Source organism: uncultured Acetobacteroides sp., from assembly GCF_963667355.2.
Taxonomy (GTDB): Bacteria; Bacteroidota; Bacteroidia; order Bacteroidales; family ZOR0009; genus Acetobacteroides.
This window is the reverse complement of sequence record NZ_OY763328.2, coordinates 3,216,254-3,233,239: the sequence shown is the minus strand read 5'-3', so window position 1 is coordinate 3,233,239 and position 16,986 is coordinate 3,216,254. Positions and strand designations below refer to the sequence as shown.

The following is a 16,986-nucleotide window of genomic DNA, read 5'->3' as shown; positions in this document are numbered from 1 at the left end:
GGTTTCCCCTTAGCCTTGAGGCTTTGAGATAAAGAAACTCCACGAGACCTAACAGGATTTATCCCCCTGTTAGGTCTTTTTCGTTTGCGGCAAGGCCTCTCAAACCAGCCTGCCTACTTTTTGCAGCCTGCACCTTGCTTTTTGCAGCCTACACCCTGCTTTTTGCAGCCTATACCCTGCTTTTTGCAGCCTACACCCTGCTTTTTGCAGCCTACACCCTGCTTTTTGCAGCCTACACCCTGCAATTTGCAGCCTACACCCTGCAATTTGCAGCCTCTACCCTGCTTTTTGCAGCCTCTACCCTGCTATTTGCAGCCTACACCCTGCTATTTGCAGCCTGCACCCTGCTTTTTGCAGCCTACACCCTGCAATTTGCAGCCTCTACCCTGCTTTTTGCAGCCTATTACCCTGCTTTTTGCAGCCTCTACCCAAAGATCATTAACCAACCGCTGTATCCCTCCGTAAACACCCGAAGGGAAGTAGGGGTAAAAACGGCTGAGCCTTTCGGCAGCCCCTAAGAGAAAACTGCTAAAGCAAAATTTCTGGCGTAGGCACCCTCGTCCAAAGCCACATTTCTGCCATTCTGCTATCTTTACGCCAAATTTCAGGAAAGGGTGAGTACCATTTTGCAACATAGGATCGCCGAAGGAGAAGGGCAGCATCTCGACTTTAAGTATGCCGTTACCGATTCCAAGAAGATAGCCCGCTCGCTGGCCGCCTTTGCCAACACCACGGGCGGCTCGCTGCTGCTCGGCGTTAAGGATAACGGCCGGATTGCCGGCGTGAACTCCGACGAGGAGTACTACATGATCGAAACCGCCGCCCAGCTCTACTGCAAGCCCGAAGTGCCCTTTAGCGTTATCCGCTGGGATGTCGGCGGAAAGGTGGTGCTCGAAATCGTCATCGAGGAGAGCCGCAAGAAGCCCCACACCGCCCCCGACAAGGAGATGAAGCCCACCACCTACATCCGCGTAGCCGACGAAAACATGAAGGTGGGCCGCCTGCACTCGCTCTACCTGCGGCAGTCGTGCGGGAAACAGCGCCCCGTAAGCCTTGGCGACCGCCACCAAAAGGTAATCGACTTCGTCACCCAAAACGGCCCATCATCGTTTACCCGTATCTGGAAGAAGCTGCTCCTATCAACTAAAGAGGCCGAGCGCATTGTGCTCGACCTGCTCGCCATCGGGACGCTTACCATCGAGTCCACCCACGAAGGCTCGCTGATTTCCATCAGCCACGAGGAACTGTAGCGCCGCTACTGCTCCAGCTTTTTCATCACCACCACCCTAACAATGGCAGCGTAGGTTAGCGCAAAGTAGAAGGCCGCCGTTGCAGCAAGATGAACCAGCGAGGCCACAAACGTGCGCTCTACCCCGTAGAGGCCGAACACCACCTTGCTGTAGGTAAGCACGAATATCAGCGTGGCAATTACGGTACAAATCCTGATGTAGATAACATTGTTGGTTTTAGGGATCAAATGGGTGTGGCAGCGCTCGCACACGTGCCGCTTATCATCGGCAATGCGCATGGCGTAGCTAAAGGGCACCTTGGCGCCACAAACTGGACAGGAAAACTTCTTTTCTGCAGACATCTTTACAGCATTTCTAGTGTTAAGCAGGCTCAAAGCCACCCGCTTTTGTTGATTAAGCCGAGGACCAGCGGTACAAATTCGCTACTCCCCCCTGCGCCTGTTTCGTCGGATCACCCAAAAGTCCAGCCCGTAGGTTGCCACCGACAGCACCACAAGGGAACCCCACGCCAGGCTATTCTCCCTGCTGAAGCTGGCATCGGTAAGCACAAACAGGTATAGCAGGATAAGAACGCTCACCCCCACAAGGGCATATCGAAGGTATTTCATGCTTAGGTTGATTAACGCAGGGCAAAGTAAGCAAAAACTTTGCACACGGGCTCCCCCGCAAAATCCATCGGCCGATGAGTATGCTAAAAAAAGCGAAAAGGATGATGCCCCCAAACCGCCGCCCCGCATTTTTGGTATATTGTGAAATCAGAGAGTCAGAACTAATGAAACAGAGCATGCAGCAAAAGAAGAGAGAAATTATCCTTCTCAATATTTCAGGGGAAGACAAAGCGGGTCTAACCTCCTCGCTAACCCAAATCCTAAGCCAGTACAACGTACAAATCCTGGACATCGGGCAGGCCACCATCCACGACGACCTCGCGCTGGGCATCCTCTTCGAGGTGCCAGAAGAGTCCGAGTCGTCGCCCATCCTCAAAGACCTCCTATTTAAGAGCTACGAGATGGGCGTCAACGTAAAGTTCACCCCCATCTCCGAAGAGCGCTACAACGGCTGGGTAAACCACCAGGGCAAAGACCGCTACATCCTCACCCTGCTCGCCCGCAAGCTCACCGCCGAGCACCTAGCCCGAACCACCAGTATTATCGCCGAGCAGGGGCTCAACATCGACCTTATCACCCGCCTGTCGGGCCGCACCCCGCTCGATGGCGACACCAGCAAAACAAAGGCAGTGGTAGAGCTATCGATTCGTGGAACCCCCAAGGATATCGATAAGATGAAAAGCGAATTCGTAAAGATATCCGGCGAAACAGGCGTAGATGTAGCCTTTCAGGTCGACAACATCTTCCGCCGCAACCGCCGCCTGATATGCTTCGATATGGACTCAACCCTCATCCAAACCGAGGTGATCGACGAGCTGGCCGAACGCGCCGGCGTAGGCGACCAAGTAAGGGCCATCACCGAAGATGCCATGCAGGGAAAACTCGATTTTAAGGAAAGCTTCATCAAGCGCGTATCGCTCCTAAAAGGATTGGACGAAAGCGTAATGAAGGAGATCGCCGAAAACCTACCCCTAACCGAAGGCGCCGAACGGCTGATGAAAACGCTGAACCGCTACGGCTACCGTACGGCCATTCTTTCGGGAGGATTCACCTACTTCGGCAACCACCTCAAGAGCAAGCTCGGCGTCGACTACGTCTTTGCCAACGACCTCGAAATAAAAGACGGGAAGCTAACAGGAAAGCACCTTGGCGATATCGTCGACGGGCAAAAGAAGGCCGAACTGCTGAAGCTGCTAGCCTTTAAGGAAGACCTACGCCTCGATCAGGTTATTGCCGTTGGCGATGGCTCCAACGATCTCCCCATGATCCAGCTCGCAGGACTTGGCATAGCCTTCCACGCCAAGCCCAAGGTAAAGGAGAAGGCCAAGCATGCGCTATCCACCATTGGCTTAGACGGCATCCTTTACCTTCTAGGATTTAGGGATAGGGAGATGATGGTGGACTAAACGATCTGATTAGCATTAATTACCATAAACAAAAAAGGAGCGACCAAACATCGCTCCTTTTTATTAGACCTGATACATTCAACAATAATATGCACACATAGAATGCAAAAAGGGTTTGCCTATTCAGACAAACCCTTCCTACTTGTGGAGAATAACGGATTCGAACCGTTGACCCTCTGCGTGCAAGGCAGATGCTCTAGCCAACTGAGCTAATCCCCCATTTAGTAGTCTCGCGCGGATTTGAACCGCGGACCCCTACATTATCAGTGTAGTGCTCTAACCAACTGAGCTACGAGACTGTATAGTCATCAGTTTTTTAAAAAGTTCCGAAGTACAAGACTTCGGAACTCTATAGGTTTGGCGGCCACCTACTCTCCCGCTTGGTGTAGCAGTACCATCGGCGCTGGCGGGCTTAACGGCCCTGTTCGGAATGGGAAGGGGTGGAGCCCCGCCGCCTAGCCACCTAAGTCTTCTTTTAGATCCTAGTATTTAGCACCTAGATCTTAGACTTCATAGCATATGCCATTCAATCCTCATATAGCGTCTAATATCTAGCGTCTAAAATCTTATATCTTTTAGATTTTGACATTCTTCGGACGAAGCGGCGTCTGCCCGCTAAGGGCGCGGCCCTCTCGGAGCTCGTTCGGGCAATTAGTACCGCTCGGCTAAGCGCATTGCTGCGCGTACACCTGCGGCCTATCAACGTGGTAGTCTCCCACGGCCCTTAAGGGAAGTCTCATCTTGAGGCAGGCTTCGCGCTTAGATGCTTTCAGCGCTTATCCCAACCGAGCGCGGCTACCCAGCGGTGCTCCTGGCGGAACAACTGGTACACCGGAGGCTCGTCCAACCCGGTCCTCTCGTACTAGGGTCAGACCCCCTCAAACTTCCTACGCCCGCAACAGATAGGGACCGAACTGTCTCACGACGTTCTGAACCCAGCTCGCGTGCCACTTTAATCGGCGAACAGCCGAACCCTTGGGACCTTCTCCAGCCCCAGGATGTGACGAGCCGACATCGAGGTGCCAAACCGCCGCGTCGATGTGAGCTCTTGGCGGCGATCAGCCTGTTATCCCCGGCGTACCTTTTATCCTTTGAGCGATGGCCCTCCCATGCGGAACCACCGGATCACTATGCCCTGCTTTCGCACCTGCTCGGCTTGTCGGCCTCACAGTCAAGCGCCCTTGTGCCATTGCACTCCACGCGCGGTTGCCATTCGCGCTGAGGGCACCTTGGGAAGCCTCCGTTACTCTTTTGGAGGCGACCACCCCAGTCAAACTACCCGCCAAGCGGTGTCTCCCTATCAGGGATTAGGCCCCGAAGTGGCGAAGGGCTGTATTTCAACGTCGGCTCCAACGATACTAGCGTACCGCCTTCACAGCCTCCAGCCTATCCTACACATCGCCACCCCAGAACCAGCGCTAAGCTGCAGTGAAGGTGCACGGGGTCTTTCCGTCCCGTTGCGGGTAATCGGCATCTTCACCGATACTACAATTTCACCGAGCTCACGGCTGAGACAGCGTCCAGATCGTTACACCATTCGTGCAGGTCGGAACTTACCCGACAAGGAATTTCGCTACCTTAGGACCGTTATAGTTACGGCCGCCGTTTACCGGGGCTTCGATTCAAAGCTTCTCTTACGATGACCTCTCCTCTTAACCTTCCGGCACCGGGCAGGTGTCAGGCCCTATACTTCACCTTTCGGTTTCGCAGAGCCCTGTGTTTTTGGTAAACAGTCGCCTGGACCTCTTCGCTGCGCCCCACGTCACCGTGGGGGCCCCTTATCCCGAAGTTACGGGGCTAGTTTGCCGAGTTCCTTAGCCGTGATTCACTCGAGCACCTCAGGATTCTCTCCTTGACCACCTGTGTCGGTTTGCGGTACGGGTGCCCAGCGCCTGATGCTTAGGGGGTTTTCTTGGAAGTCGGATTAGGGACGCTATCCGCTTGCCCGTGGGCTCGCGGTACTATCAGGTTCGGCAGGATCCGGCTATTAACCTACACCCTATACCTACACCCTTCAACCCGGCATTCCGTCGCCGGGCGGTCCTTTCACTCCTTCGTCGCCCCATCGCAGCGCTGGCCAGGGACGGAATATTAACCGTCTGTCCATCGGCATCCCCCTTCGGGTTAGCCTTAGGCCCCGCCTTACCCTGATCCGATTAGCGTTGATCAGGAAACCTTGGTCTATCGGTGGGCGGGTTTCGCACCCGCCTTGTCGTTACTCATGCCTACATTTGCTTTTCCACCAGCTCCACCAGACCTTACGGCCCAGCTTCACCGCCGGTGGAATGCTCCCCTACCATAATTTCTTATCCGCAGCTTCGGCGGACGGCTTGATGCCCGATTATTATCCACGCGCAGCCGCTCGACTAGTGAGCTGTTACGCACTCTTTAAATGAATAGCTGCTTCCAAGCTAACATCCTAGCTGTCGCTGCAGCCGCACATCGTTTCATCAACTTAGCCGCCTCTTGGGGGCCTTAGCTGGCGGTCAGGGTTCTTTCCCTCTCGTCGACGGACATTAGCACCCGCCGGCTCACTCCTGGATATCGCACCACGGCATTCGGAGTTCGTCAGGATTTGATAGGCGGTGAGGCCCTCGCATCCAATCGGTAGCTCTACCTCCATGGTGGTAAGTCCAAGGCTGCCCCTAAAGGCATTTCGGGGAGTACGAGCTATTTCCCAGCTTGATTAGCCTTTCACCCCTACCCACAGCTCATCCAGAAGCTTTTCAACGCTTATTGGTTCGGACCTCCATTCCGTATTACCGGAACTTCATCCTGGCCATGGGTAGATCGCAAGGTTTCGCGTCTGCCCCGTCCGACTTATTCGCCCTATTCAGGCTCGCTTTCGCTTCGGCTCCGTACGTAACCGCACTTAACCTTGCCGGACAGGAGCAACTCGTAGGCTCATTATGCAAAAGGCACGCCGTCACCCCACTAAAGGGCTCCGACCGCTTGTAGGCGCACGGTTTCAGGGTCTTTTTCACCCCCCTATTCGGGGTACTTTTCACCTTTCCCTCACGGTACTGGTTCACTATCGGTGTCCTATGAGTATTTAGCCTTGGCAGATGGTCCTGCCAGATTCAGACGGGGTTTCTCGTGCCCCGCCCTACTCAGGGTTCCTCCCCCGCCCACTCGCCTACGCCTACGGGGCTGTCACCCGCTATGGCACCGCTTTCCAGCGGCTTCAGCTTCGCTCGTGGTTGGTAATGGAGGCCCTACAACCCCCACCCGGCCGTAACCGGATGGGTTTGGGCTAATCCCCTTTCGCTCGCCGCTACTCGGGGAATCACTATTGTTTTCTTCTCCTGGGGGTACTTAGATGTTTCAGTTCTCCCCGTTCGCCTCCGGATTGCTCCGGATACCTGGCCTTCAGCCAGGTGGGTTGCCCCATTCGGGTATCCGCGGATCGATTCGTGCTTGCCGATCCCCGCGGCTTTTCGCAGCTTGCCACGCCCTTCGTCGCCTATAGGACCCAAGGCATCCCCCGTGCGCCCTTTTCTTACTCCTTTCCGCGCACCCGCCGGAGATCAACTCCGTCGCATGCGCCGCTTCGTCCTCAAACGTCAAAGATCTTCTGGTGCCTCCGGGTTTTAAAGCCGGATTTACCGTTTGCGCGCCACCCGCATCCGATGCGGCCGTCTGCCTCGTGGCGCTCAATATCTTTTGGGAAGTGCAGCTCTCAGATTTCGCCCTGATGGCGCTCCAGAAAGGAGGTGTTCCAGCCGCACCTTCCGGTACGGCTACCTTGTTACGACTTAACCCCAGTCACCGGTTTTACCCTAGGGCGCTCCTTGCGGTCACGCACTTCAGGTCCCCCCAGCTCCCATGGTTTGACGGGCGGTGTGTACAAGGCCCGGGAACGTATTCACCGCGCCATGGCTGATGCGCGATTACTAGCGAATCCAGCTTCACGGAGGCGGGTTGCAGCCTCCGATCCGAACTACGACCGGCTTTCGAGATTCGCGCCCCATCGCTGGGTGGCTGCCCTCTGTACCGGCCATTGTAACACGTGTGTCGCCCCAGACGTAAGGGCCGTGCTGATTTGACGTCATCCCCGCCTTCCTCGCAGCTTGCGCTGGCAGTCTCGGTAGAGTTCCCGGCTTAACCCGCTGGCAACTACCGATAGGGGTTGCGCTCGTTATGGCACTTAAGCCGACACCTCACGGCACGAGCTGACGACAACCATGCAGCACCTCGCCGACCGCCATTGCTGGCTATGAAGTTTCCCCCATATTCGTTCGGCGTTCGAGCCTGGGTAAGGTTCCTCGCGTATCATCGAATTAAACCACATGTTCCTCCGCTTGTGCGGGCCCCCGTCAATTCCTTTGAGTTTCACCGTTGCCGGCGTACTCCCCAGGTGGATGGCTTAACGCTTTCGCTAAGCCCCTGACCCTTGCAGGCCAAGAGCGAGCCATCATCGTTTACGGCGTGGACTACCAGGGTATCTAATCCTGTTTGATCCCCACGCTTTCGTGCCTCAGCGTCAATACTCAGCTGGCGAGCTGGCTCCCCAATCGGCGTTCTGCGCGATATCTATGCATTTCACCGCTACACCGCGCATTCCGCCCGCCTCGCTAAGATTCTAGCCCAGCAGTATCAACGGCAGCTCTCCTGTGGAGCAGGAGCCTTTCACCGCTGACTGACCGGGCCGCCTACGCACCCTTTAAACCCAATGAATCCGGATAACGCTCGGGTCCTCCGTATTACCGCGGCTGCTGGCACGGAGTTAGCCGACCCTTATTCGTCTGGTACTTGCAGGCAGGGACACGTCCCTGCGGTTACCCCCAGACAAAAGCGGTTTACGACGCGTAGCGCCTTCTTCCCGCACGCGGCATGGCTGGTTCAGGCTTGCGCCCATTGACCAATATTCCTCACTGCTGCCTCCCGTAGGAGTCTGGGCCGTGTCTCAGTCCCAGTGTGGGGGGCCTTCCTCTCAGAACCCCTAGCCATCGTAGCCATGGTAGGCCGTTACCCTACCATCAAGCTAATGGCACGCATGCCCATCCTTTACCGATAAATCTTTACCCCAAATCCGATGCCGGACCTGGGAGCCATGGGGCATTAATCCGCCTTTCGACGGGCTATTCCCCTGTAAAGGGTAGGTTGCATACGCGTTACGCACCCGTGCGCCGCTCTCAAGGACCCGAAGGTCCTCTACCGCTCGACTTGCATGTGTTAGGCCTGCCGCTAGCGTTCATCCTGAGCCAGGATCAAACTCTCCATAGTAGAAGATGTTGATTTCGGGGAATTGCTTCCCCTGTTGTTTCCTTAGCCCATCAGGATTACGTTAGTCTAATAAATCATCCTAATCGTTTTCTATCTTTTCACTGCACTTCCTCAAAGAACCTATTACTTTTTGCCGCTTCTCAGCGACCCGCTCCCTCATTTGCGGGCTGCAAAGGTAGGCTTTATTTCGAAACTTCCAAGCGGTTGGCCAACTTTTTTTTCGGTTGCCCCTTCGCGGCTTTCCGTCCTAAAACCCTTCTGGGCGGCCGGTGCTCTCGCTACTCCCTCGTCCGTTCCGGCTTACCTCCTAAGCCGCTTATGTTAAAGAGCCTCGCTCCCGTTCCCGCTAGCCCTCCCTGCGAAGGCGCCGTTGTTCCCGATTGCGGATGCAAAAGTACGCCTATTTTCCGATTCCGCAACCCCTACACCATACCTTAACGCGTTAACGAACGTTGCTTGCCTTTGTAAGAGGCCGTTGAAGGGAATGTTTTTTTGAAAAAAGAACCGGAGACAGGTGCTGGTGCAGCACCTAGTTCCGCCTCCGGCAGGCTCGCCCTGCCCCAAAATGGCTCCTTACTATCAGCCGAACCGACTACCTCCTCTTGATACTACTAAAAACTAAAGGCCCGCTTTCGCGAGCCTTTATATCTATTAGAGACATATTTTCTCCACTATTTTACGGGGACATTCTTTAGTGTTTCTACCAAGAAGTTCCAGAATTTATCCACAGTATCGATCTTTACCTTCTCATCTGGTGAATGAGGGTAGCGAATGGTTGGCCCAAACGAAATCATATCCCAGCTTGGATATACGCCTCCTAGTAGACCACACTCCAACCCGGCATGAATAGCCTTGATGGTTGGTACTTTCCCGTACATCTTCTGGTAAACATTCTGCATGGTAGTGAGGATTGGAGAACTTAGATTTGGCTTCCATCCGGGATACTGCCCATCCATCCAAACTTCGAAACCTGCTAAGGTAAACACGCTGGAGATTTGACGCTCAAGGTCGAGCTTTGCGCTATCAACCGAACTACGGAGCAAACAAAGCACCTGCCCTGCCCCACTCTTCACCTCTACACGAGCAAGGTTATTGGATGTTTCTACCAGGCCTACCATCGAATCGCTCATGCGAACAACCCCATTTGGACATGCATAAATGGCATAGGTTAGCTTGTTCTGCGTTTCAGCATCCATCACTTTTGCAGGAACATCGCCTTTGCTTGCCTTAAAGGTTAAGTTTTCGTCAACCAAAGCGTATTCGGCAAGGTAAATTGCTTCAAACTCCTTCACCTTTGCCTCGAACTCTGCGGCCTTTGCTGTAGGTACTGCAACCTTAACGAAGCACTCGCGAGGGATGGCATTGCGCAAGCTACCTCCATCAACGCTGCTTACGCGAACGCCCATGCCCATAACTTCGTAAAGGAAGCGGAACATTAGCTTATTGGAGTTTCCACGCTGAAGGATAATCTCCATGCCGGAGTGCCCACCTTTTAGACCACGGATTTCGAGGTCGTAGCCAACCATTCCGGCAGGTGCAGCCTCTTCCTTATACTCGAACTTTACATTTGCATTGGTGCCACCAGCACAACCTACGTAAAGTTCGCCTTCGTCCTCCGAATCGAGGTTAAGCAGAATATCGCCCTTTAGCACGCCACCTTTTAGCCCAAAAGCGCCGGTCATTCCGGTTTCCTCATCAATAGTCATAAGAACTTCGACTGGACCGTGTGCGATATCTTTAGACTCGAGCACAGCCAACGATGCAGCAACGCCCATTCCGTTGTCGGCTCCGAGGGTGGTCCCGTTGGCGGTAACCCAATCGCCATCGATGTAAGCCTCGATAGGGTCTTTCTCGAAGTCGTGAGCCTTGTCGCTATTCTTTTGGGGAACCATGTCGAGGTGCCCCTGAAGCACAACCCCCTTGCGGTTTTCCATTCCAGCGGTCGCTGGCTTACGAACGATAACATTGCCCACCTCATCGCGGAATGCCTCGAGCCCTTGCTCCTTGGCGAAGTTCATAACGTATTGTGCGGAGGCTTCTTCGTGTCCCGATGGACGAGGAATCTGGGTGAGCGCATAAAAATGCTTCCAAATCAGCTGTGGGTTTAATCCCTTTATGTCTTTATTCATAGTAATTGGATTTCTTGATGCGTAAATATACACTCTTTTTTCAGTTTAGGCCCCAATTAAATTAACATTTATTAGCGGCGCCCTTGCTTAATAAGGCCCCTCAAAATAGTTGTCTTGCCGATAGTTCCTATATTCGCAGAAAACTTGAACCGACTTATGAGGCTAACAAAGTACCTATTTGCCGCACTTATGCTGCTAGCATTCGCGTCAAAAGCGCAGGAGCCATCTCCAATTCGATGGATGACCATTGAGGAGGCGCTGAGCGCTTCGGAGAAGAATCCGAAGAAAATCATCGTTGATATCTACACCGATTGGTGCGGCTGGTGCAAGGTTATGGACAGGGAGACTTTCAGCACCCCTGCGGTGGCGAGCTACATCACCGAAAACTACTACGCGGTGAAGCTGAATGCCGAGAAGCAAGGCTCCTTTACCTACAAGGGCAAGGTTTACTCCCTCGAAACAACCAACGGAAGATCGATAAATACATTTGTGCTTGCCATCTCGAATGGTAGCATTGGATATCCGACAACCGCCTACCTTGATGAGTCGCAGAACGTGCTAACGCTGCTATCCGGCTACCAAAAGCCCCAGCAGCTGCTGCCCATCCTTAAGTACCTCAAAGCCGACCTTTATAAAAGCATGAGCTTCGAAGATTTCATGAAGCAAGAGCAGGCAAAAGCAACGGCACCTCAGGAAACACCGGCACCTTAACATCGGCAGAACGAAAGCAGACATAGCCTCTTGCCGGTAAATGCTCGATGATGGGCTGCTGTGTACCATGACTTTTTTGGGAAGGGAATGTGGTTAGAAATCATGGTTTGACCTGACAGCTTACATGCCCAATGGTATGCAGCCATTTGAGTTGGCCTCGTATCCCAGCACCTCACCGGCTCCTACTACGGCATCGTTGGCGATATGAGTCTCAAATACGGGGCGCCGCAACTTACCGGAGTAGTCAGATAGCAGTTTAAGAGGTGCAATTTACAGCTGCTACCAGCAACCGCTCGCTTATGGCACTTGGATTTACCGTAAGCGCTATCCCCCGACACGCCATCGTAGGCACTACCGCCACCCAACGCCCAAAGGCCCGTGCACAGCCCAAACTTACGCTGCACAGCGGCAAACTGGCAATACGGAACGCAAAACTATCGCAAACTACGTCAAACTGGCAGTACACAACAGCAAACTGGCCCAACATACGCCAAACCGGCAGTGCAGAATAACAAACTGGCGTAACATACGCCAAACTGGCGGTGTAAAACCATAAACCAACACTACATACGCCAAACTGGCAGCACACAGCATCTCGCGCGCCCAACCAAATAAACGGCCATCCCGCTAAGCTCAGCATCGACACATTAGCGAGATGCAGAACAATAGAGTTCCCGCATAAATCAACAAAGGGAAATACCAGCACTCCAACTTTGCGTTGACCTATTTTCAACCAACCCCATCTGGCGAAGCAATAGATACATCACAACGTATTCCCAGCACATTGCCCAGAAGTTCACCCCTCCTTGAAAAAAGAAAACCGCACAGCTATAGGCTAACCCGATAGCTGTGCGATTCCATATTCTTTCGCTTTCTTGGACAATCAACATAAGTACAAAGAGAAATTAAGAACGGCATGGCAATCAGAAGATGCCATACCCGTCTTTACCCGCCCCTGCTGCTAAGCCTGCCCGTTGCTGCTACTCGAAAAAGGCATTGGAATAATAGGTTCCATCTCCTTAATCTTAATTTCGCCGAAATGCTGCTCGTATTTCTGAATATTGTCCTGAAGGGCCATTAGCAAACGCTTGGCATGTTCGGCAGTTAAAATCGTACGAGATTTTACCTGAGCCTTGGGCATCCCAGGCATAATTCTAATGAAATCGAGTACAAATTCAGAGGACGAGTGCGAAATAACGACAAGGTTCGAGTATACCCCTTGAGCCACTTCGTCGTTTAGCTCAATGTTTAGGTCTGGATGCTGATTGCTATCTTCCATTTCATGAATTTATTTCGGGTAAATGTATAAAAAAACCGGGGACAAGCCCCGGTTTCCTATAGTATATCAACGATTACTCTTCGGTAATATCGTCGTGCGATTTCGATCTCATCAGGCCCTGGTAGTCATCCATAGAGCCAACCACTAGCCTGTCAAACTGGCGAAGACCTGTACCTGCGGGGATTAACTTTCCGCAGATTACGTTCTCCTTCATGCCCTCTAGGTAGTCGATCTTACCGTGGATAGCGGCTTCGTTAAGCACCTTCGTCGTTTCCTGGAAGGATGCTGCCGACATGAAACTGCCGGTTTGAAGCGCAGCACGGGTAATACCTTGCATAATCTGGTTCGATGTTGCGGGAATTGCGTCGCGAGCCTCAATAAGCTTAAGGTCCTTACGCTTAAGGATGGAGTTCTCATCCCTAAGCTTACGAGCCGTGATGATCTGTCCTGCCTTAACATTCTTCGAATCGCCGGAATCAATAACAACCTTCTTGTCATAGATCCAGTCGTTTTCGGTCATGAAGTCCCACTTATCCGCAATTTGCTTTTCAAGGAACTTGGTATCCCCAGCATCAACGATTTCCACCTTGCGCATCATCTGACGAACGATAACCTCAAAGTGCTTGTCGTTAATTTTTACACCCTGCAGGCGGTACACTTCCTGAACCTCATTAACGATATACTCCTGAACCTTGGTTGGACCTTGGATGGCAAGGATGTCGCTTGGGGTAGTTGCACCATCAGAAAGCGGAATTCCGGCACGAACGTAGTCGTTCTCCTGAACAAGGATCTGACGTGAAAGTGGCACAAGGTACTTCTTCACTTCGCCAAGCTTCGAGGTTACCACAATCTCGCGGTTACCACGCTTGATCTTGCCAAGAGATACTTCACCGTCAATTTCCGAAACCACAGCAGGGTTCGAAGGATTACGTGCCTCGAAGAGCTCGGTTACACGAGGAAGACCTCCGGTGATGTCACCTGCCTTACCAACTGCACGAGGAATCTTAACCAGAATATCACCAGCCTTAACAGGATTGTCGTTTTCTACAACAATGTGCGCGCCAACTGGTAGGTTATACGATTTGTACTCTTCTCCAGCATCAGAAACAATCTTAATGCCTGGGTTCTTCGTCTTATCGCGCGATTCAGTGATCACCTTCTCGCGGTATCCGGTTTGCTCGTCAGACTCTTCGCGGTAGGTAATACCCTCCTGAACATTATCAAAGGCAATCTTACCAGTAAACTCCGAAATTATAACCGCGTTATATGGATCCCACTCAACTACTAGATCACCCTTTGTCACTTCATCACCATCCTTCATGTAAAGGATAGAACCGTATGGAATTGCGTGAGTGTAAAGAGTTATGCTGGTATTCTTGTCAACGATGCGCATTTCAGCCAAACGACCAATAACAACGTCAACATTTTTACCTTCGCCATCCACCTTTTGAACGGTACGAAGCTCATCGATTTCGATGCGACCATCGTAGCGAGCAATAACCTTAGAGTCTGTAGCAAGGTTACCTGCAGTACCACCCACGTGGAAGGTACGAAGGGTAAGCTGCGTACCGGGCTCTCCGATTGACTGTGCAGCAATTACACCAACAGCCTCTCCGATCTGAACCATTCGGCTAGTCGAAAGGTTACGCCCGTAGCACTTCGCACATACTCCCTTACGCGATTCGCAGGTAAGTACCGAACGAATTTCAACCTGTTCGATTGGTGATTCTTCAATTTCAGAAGCAATCTCCTCGGTTATCTCATCACCAGCAGCAACAATTAGCTTACCCGTGAGCGGATGGAATATATCATGAACGGTAGTACGTCCAAGAATTCTTTCATAAAGCGTCTCAACAACATCCTCGTTATTCTTGATTGCAGTTGCAACAAGACCACGAAGCGTTCCACAGTCTACTTCAGAGATAATTACGTCATGCGATACGTCAACCAGACGACGAGTTAGGTAACCCGCATCAGCCGTCTTAAGCGCGGTATCCGCAAGACCCTTACGAGCACCGTGGGTAGAAATAAAGTATTCAAGTACCGATAGCCCCTCCTTAAAGTTTGCAAGAATTGGGTTTTCGATAATCTGACCTCCTTCGGCACCAGATTTCTGAGGCTTCGCCATCAGACCACGCATACCCGAAAGCTGACGAATCTGCTCCTTAGATCCACGAGCCCCAGAGTCAAGCATCATGTAAACAGAGTTGAAGCCTTGACGGTCTTCCTTAAGCTGCTTTAGCAGAATCTGGGTAATCTTGGCGTTGGTATGTGTCCAGATGTCGATAATCTGGTTGTAGCGCTCGTTGTTGGTAATGAAACCCATGTTATAGTTGGCAACCACCTCATCAACCTGAGCATATCCATCGCGAATGAGTTCCTGCTTTTCCTTTGGAATAAGCACGTCGTCAAGATTAAACGATAGACCACCACGGAATGCCATCCCATAACCAAGGTCCTTGATATCATCGAGGAACTTAGCCGTTTTTGCAGTACCGCACTTCTTGAATACCTGCGAAATAGTATCTCTAAGCGACTTTTTAGTAGCCAACTCGTCGATAAAGCCCATTTCGTAAGGTACATTTTGGTTAAAGATCACCCTACCAACAGTAGTATCGATTAGCTCATGACCAATAACATTGCCATCAGCATCGTATTGTGGGTAGTTAACCTTAATTATTGCGTGAAGTTCTACAGCCTTTTCGTTATAGGCAATAATCACCTCTTCAGGGCTATAGAAAATAGTTCCTTCACCCTTTGCCCCCTTACGCTCCTTGGTAATGTAGTACAAACCAAGAACCATGTCCTGAGATGGTACGGTGATAGGTGCGCCATTAGCAGGGTTAAGGATATTGTGAGCACCCAACATTAGAATTTGGGCCTCAAGAATTGCAGCGTTGCCTAGAGGAAGGTGAACCGCCATCTGGTCACCATCGAAGTCCGCGTTGAATGCGGTACATGAAAGTGGGTGCAGCTGAATTGCTTTTCCTTCTATAAGCTTTGGCTGGAATGCCTGGATACCCAAACGGTGAAGGGTTGGTGCACGGTTTAGCATTATAGGATGCCCCTTGATAACATTTTCAAGAATATCCCAAACAACCGGATCCTTACGGTCAACAATCTTTTTAGCAGACTTAACGGTCTTTACAATACCACGCTCGATAAGCTTACGAATAACGAATGGCTTGTAAAGTTCAGCAGCCATGTCCTTAGGAATACCACATTCGTGCATCTTAAGTTCAGGACCGCCGACAATAACCGAACGAGCCGAATAATCGACACGCTTACCGAGCAAGTTCTGACGGAAACGTCCTTGTTTACCCTTTAGCGAATCAGAAAGCGACTTCAATGGACGGTTAGCTTCTGTCTTAACCGCATTCGACTTACGAGAGTTATCGAATAGAGAGTCAACAGCCTCTTGAAGCATACGCTTTTCGTTGCGAAGAATTACCTCAGGAGCCTTAATTTCTATCAATCTTTTCAGACGATTGTTACGGATAATAACACGTCTGTAAAGGTCGTTAAGGTCAGATGTTGCAAAGCGACCACCATCCAAGGGCACAAGCGGACGTAGTTCTGGAGGAATTACAGGAACCACCTTTAGAATCATCCATTCAGGACGATTGATGCCCTTTGATTCTCTAAAAGCTTCAACAACATTAAGACGCTTTAGTGCCTCACTCTTACGTTGCTGAGAAGTTTCTGTATTTGCCTTGTGTCGTAACGAGTATGATAAATCATCCAACTCAGTACGTTCAAGCAGTTGGTAAAGCGCCTCAGCACCCATCCCTGCAATGAACTTGTTTGGATCGCTATCATCAAGATACTGGTTTTCTTTTGGAAGCGTATCTAGAATATCTAGATATTCTTCTTCAGAAAGTTGGTCCATCTCTTTGATCCCGTCAACAGCCTTAATACCTGCCTGAATTACTACATAACGTTCGTAGTATACAACAGCATCAAGTTTCTTTGAAGGAATACCAAGAAGGTAACCAATTTTATTAGGAAGAGTACGGAAGTACCAAATATGAGCAACAGGAACCACCAACGAGATGTGTCCCATACGCTCACGGCGAACTTTCTTCTCGGTAACTTCAACCCCACATCTATCGCAAACAATACCCTTGTAGCGAATACGCTTGTACTTACCGCAGTGGCACTCGTAATCCTTTACAGGACCAAAAATGCGCTCGCAGAAAAGTCCGTCACGCTCAGGCTTATATGTACGGTAGTTGATTGTCTCAGGCTTCAAAACCTCGCCACTAGAGCGCTCGAGGATCTCTTCCGGAGAGGCTAGTCCAATAGAGATTTTGGTGAAGTTGGTTTTAACCTTATTCTCTCTTCTGAATGACATATTTTGAGCTTATTATATTCGAT

Annotated in this window: 10 protein-coding genes, 2 tRNA genes and 3 rRNA genes; 5 read left to right on the top strand and 10 right to left on the bottom strand. The window is 51.4% G+C overall.

What is annotated here, in order from left to right:
• Positions 1-134 precede the first annotated feature (134 nt).
• Together ACHZA1_RS13380 and ACHZA1_RS13375 are read left to right on the top strand one after the other, a co-directional pair.
• Entirely contained in the window at positions 135-518 is a 384-nt protein-coding gene (locus tag ACHZA1_RS13380; RefSeq protein ID WP_320052365.1) for a hypothetical protein, read from the top strand.
• 96 nt (positions 519-614) lie between these two features.
• Complete coding sequence (locus ACHZA1_RS13375; protein WP_320052364.1) at positions 615-1,250, top strand: ATP-binding protein; 636 nt, start codon at positions 615-617, stop codon at positions 1,248-1,250.
• 5 nt (positions 1,251-1,255) lie between these two features.
• Here the strand turns inward: ACHZA1_RS13375 and ACHZA1_RS13370 are convergent, their stop codons facing one another.
• Positions 1,256-1,591 (bottom strand): hypothetical protein, encoded by a 336-nt coding sequence (locus ACHZA1_RS13370; RefSeq protein WP_394701036.1) that lies wholly within the window; start codon positions 1,589-1,591, stop codon positions 1,256-1,258.
• 81 nt (positions 1,592-1,672) lie between these two features.
• Positions 1,673-1,858 carry a hypothetical protein gene (locus ACHZA1_RS13365; RefSeq protein ID WP_320052362.1) on the bottom strand — a complete coding sequence of 62 codons (186 nt, stop codon included), beginning with the start codon at positions 1,856-1,858 and terminating at the stop codon, positions 1,673-1,675.
• 164 nt (positions 1,859-2,022) lie between these two features.
• On the opposite strand from ACHZA1_RS13365, the gene serB reads away from it, so the two are divergent.
• Positions 2,023-3,264, top strand: a complete 1,242-nt coding sequence (serB, locus tag ACHZA1_RS13360; protein ID WP_321426947.1) for a phosphoserine phosphatase SerB — start codon at positions 2,023-2,025, stop codon at positions 3,262-3,264.
• A 145-nt stretch (positions 3,265-3,409) separates the two neighbouring features.
• Here serB and ACHZA1_RS13355 read toward each other — a convergent pair.
• The 6 genes from ACHZA1_RS13355 to ACHZA1_RS13330 form a co-directional block, all read right to left on the bottom strand.
• A tRNA-Ala gene (locus tag ACHZA1_RS13355) sits at positions 3,410-3,483 on the bottom strand.
• Between the two features lie 6 nt (positions 3,484-3,489).
• Positions 3,490-3,563: transfer RNA gene (locus ACHZA1_RS13350), tRNA-Ile, on the bottom strand.
• Positions 3,564-3,619: 56 nt separating this feature from the next.
• Positions 3,620-3,731: ribosomal RNA gene (rrf, locus tag ACHZA1_RS13345) — 5S ribosomal RNA — on the bottom strand.
• Between the two features lie 163 nt (positions 3,732-3,894).
• A 23S ribosomal RNA gene (locus ACHZA1_RS13340) occupies positions 3,895-6,772 on the bottom strand.
• A gap of 198 nt (positions 6,773-6,970) precedes the next feature.
• Positions 6,971-8,490 (bottom strand): 16S ribosomal RNA (locus ACHZA1_RS13335).
• Together the 16S, 23S and 5S rRNA genes with 2 tRNA genes alongside form the textbook arrangement of a ribosomal RNA operon.
• A gap of 671 nt (positions 8,491-9,161) precedes the next feature.
• Complete coding sequence (locus ACHZA1_RS13330) at positions 9,162-10,619, bottom strand: aminoacyl-histidine dipeptidase (RefSeq protein ID WP_320052360.1); 1,458 nt, start codon at positions 10,617-10,619, stop codon at positions 9,162-9,164.
• Between the two features lie 156 nt (positions 10,620-10,775).
• Here ACHZA1_RS13330 and ACHZA1_RS13325 point away from each other — a divergent pair, with 156 nt between their 5' ends.
• The gene (locus ACHZA1_RS13325; protein WP_320052359.1) at positions 10,776-11,330 is read left to right on the top strand and encodes a DUF255 domain-containing protein; all 555 of its coding nucleotides are present in this window, start codon (positions 10,776-10,778) and stop codon (positions 11,328-11,330) included.
• Positions 11,331-11,629: 299 nt separating this feature from the next.
• Positions 11,630-11,842 (top strand): hypothetical protein, encoded by a 213-nt coding sequence (locus tag ACHZA1_RS13320; RefSeq protein ID WP_320052358.1) that lies wholly within the window; start codon positions 11,630-11,632, stop codon positions 11,840-11,842.
• Positions 11,843-12,291: 449 nt separating this feature from the next.
• Here the strand turns inward: ACHZA1_RS13320 and ACHZA1_RS13315 are convergent, their stop codons facing one another.
• Both ACHZA1_RS13315 and rpoC read right to left on the bottom strand, forming a co-directional pair.
• Positions 12,292-12,609, bottom strand: coding sequence for a DUF3467 domain-containing protein (locus ACHZA1_RS13315; protein WP_320052357.1), 318 nt, complete (start codon positions 12,607-12,609; stop codon positions 12,292-12,294).
• 73 nt (positions 12,610-12,682) lie between these two features.
• Entirely contained in the window at positions 12,683-16,963 is a 4,281-nt protein-coding gene (gene rpoC / locus ACHZA1_RS13310; protein ID WP_320052356.1) for a DNA-directed RNA polymerase subunit beta', read from the bottom strand.
• Positions 16,964-16,986 lie beyond the last annotated feature (23 nt).

Bases quoted from the DNA above. Each gene is read 5' to 3' on its own strand.
- ACHZA1_RS13370 (WP_394701036.1), bottom strand. From the start codon at position 1,591: ATGTCTGCAGAAAAGAAGTTTTCCTGTCCAGTTTGTGGCGCCAAGGTG.
- ACHZA1_RS13365 (WP_320052362.1), bottom strand. From the start codon at position 1,858: ATGAAATACCTTCGATATGCCCTTGTGGGGGTGAGCGTTCTTATCCTG.
- serB (WP_321426947.1), top strand. From the start codon at position 2,023: ATGAAACAGAGCATGCAGCAAAAGAAGAGAGAAATTATCCTTCTCAAT.
- ACHZA1_RS13330 (WP_320052360.1), bottom strand. From the start codon at position 10,619: ATGAATAAAGACATAAAGGGATTAAACCCACAGCTGATTTGGAAGCAT.
- ACHZA1_RS13325 (WP_320052359.1), top strand. From the start codon at position 10,776: ATGAGGCTAACAAAGTACCTATTTGCCGCACTTATGCTGCTAGCATTC.
- ACHZA1_RS13320 (WP_320052358.1), top strand. From the start codon at position 11,630: ATGGCACTTGGATTTACCGTAAGCGCTATCCCCCGACACGCCATCGTA.
- ACHZA1_RS13315 (WP_320052357.1), bottom strand. From the start codon at position 12,609: ATGGAAGATAGCAATCAGCATCCAGACCTAAACATTGAGCTAAACGAC.
- rpoC (WP_320052356.1), bottom strand. From the start codon at position 16,963: ATGTCATTCAGAAGAGAGAATAAGGTTAAAACCAACTTCACCAAAATC.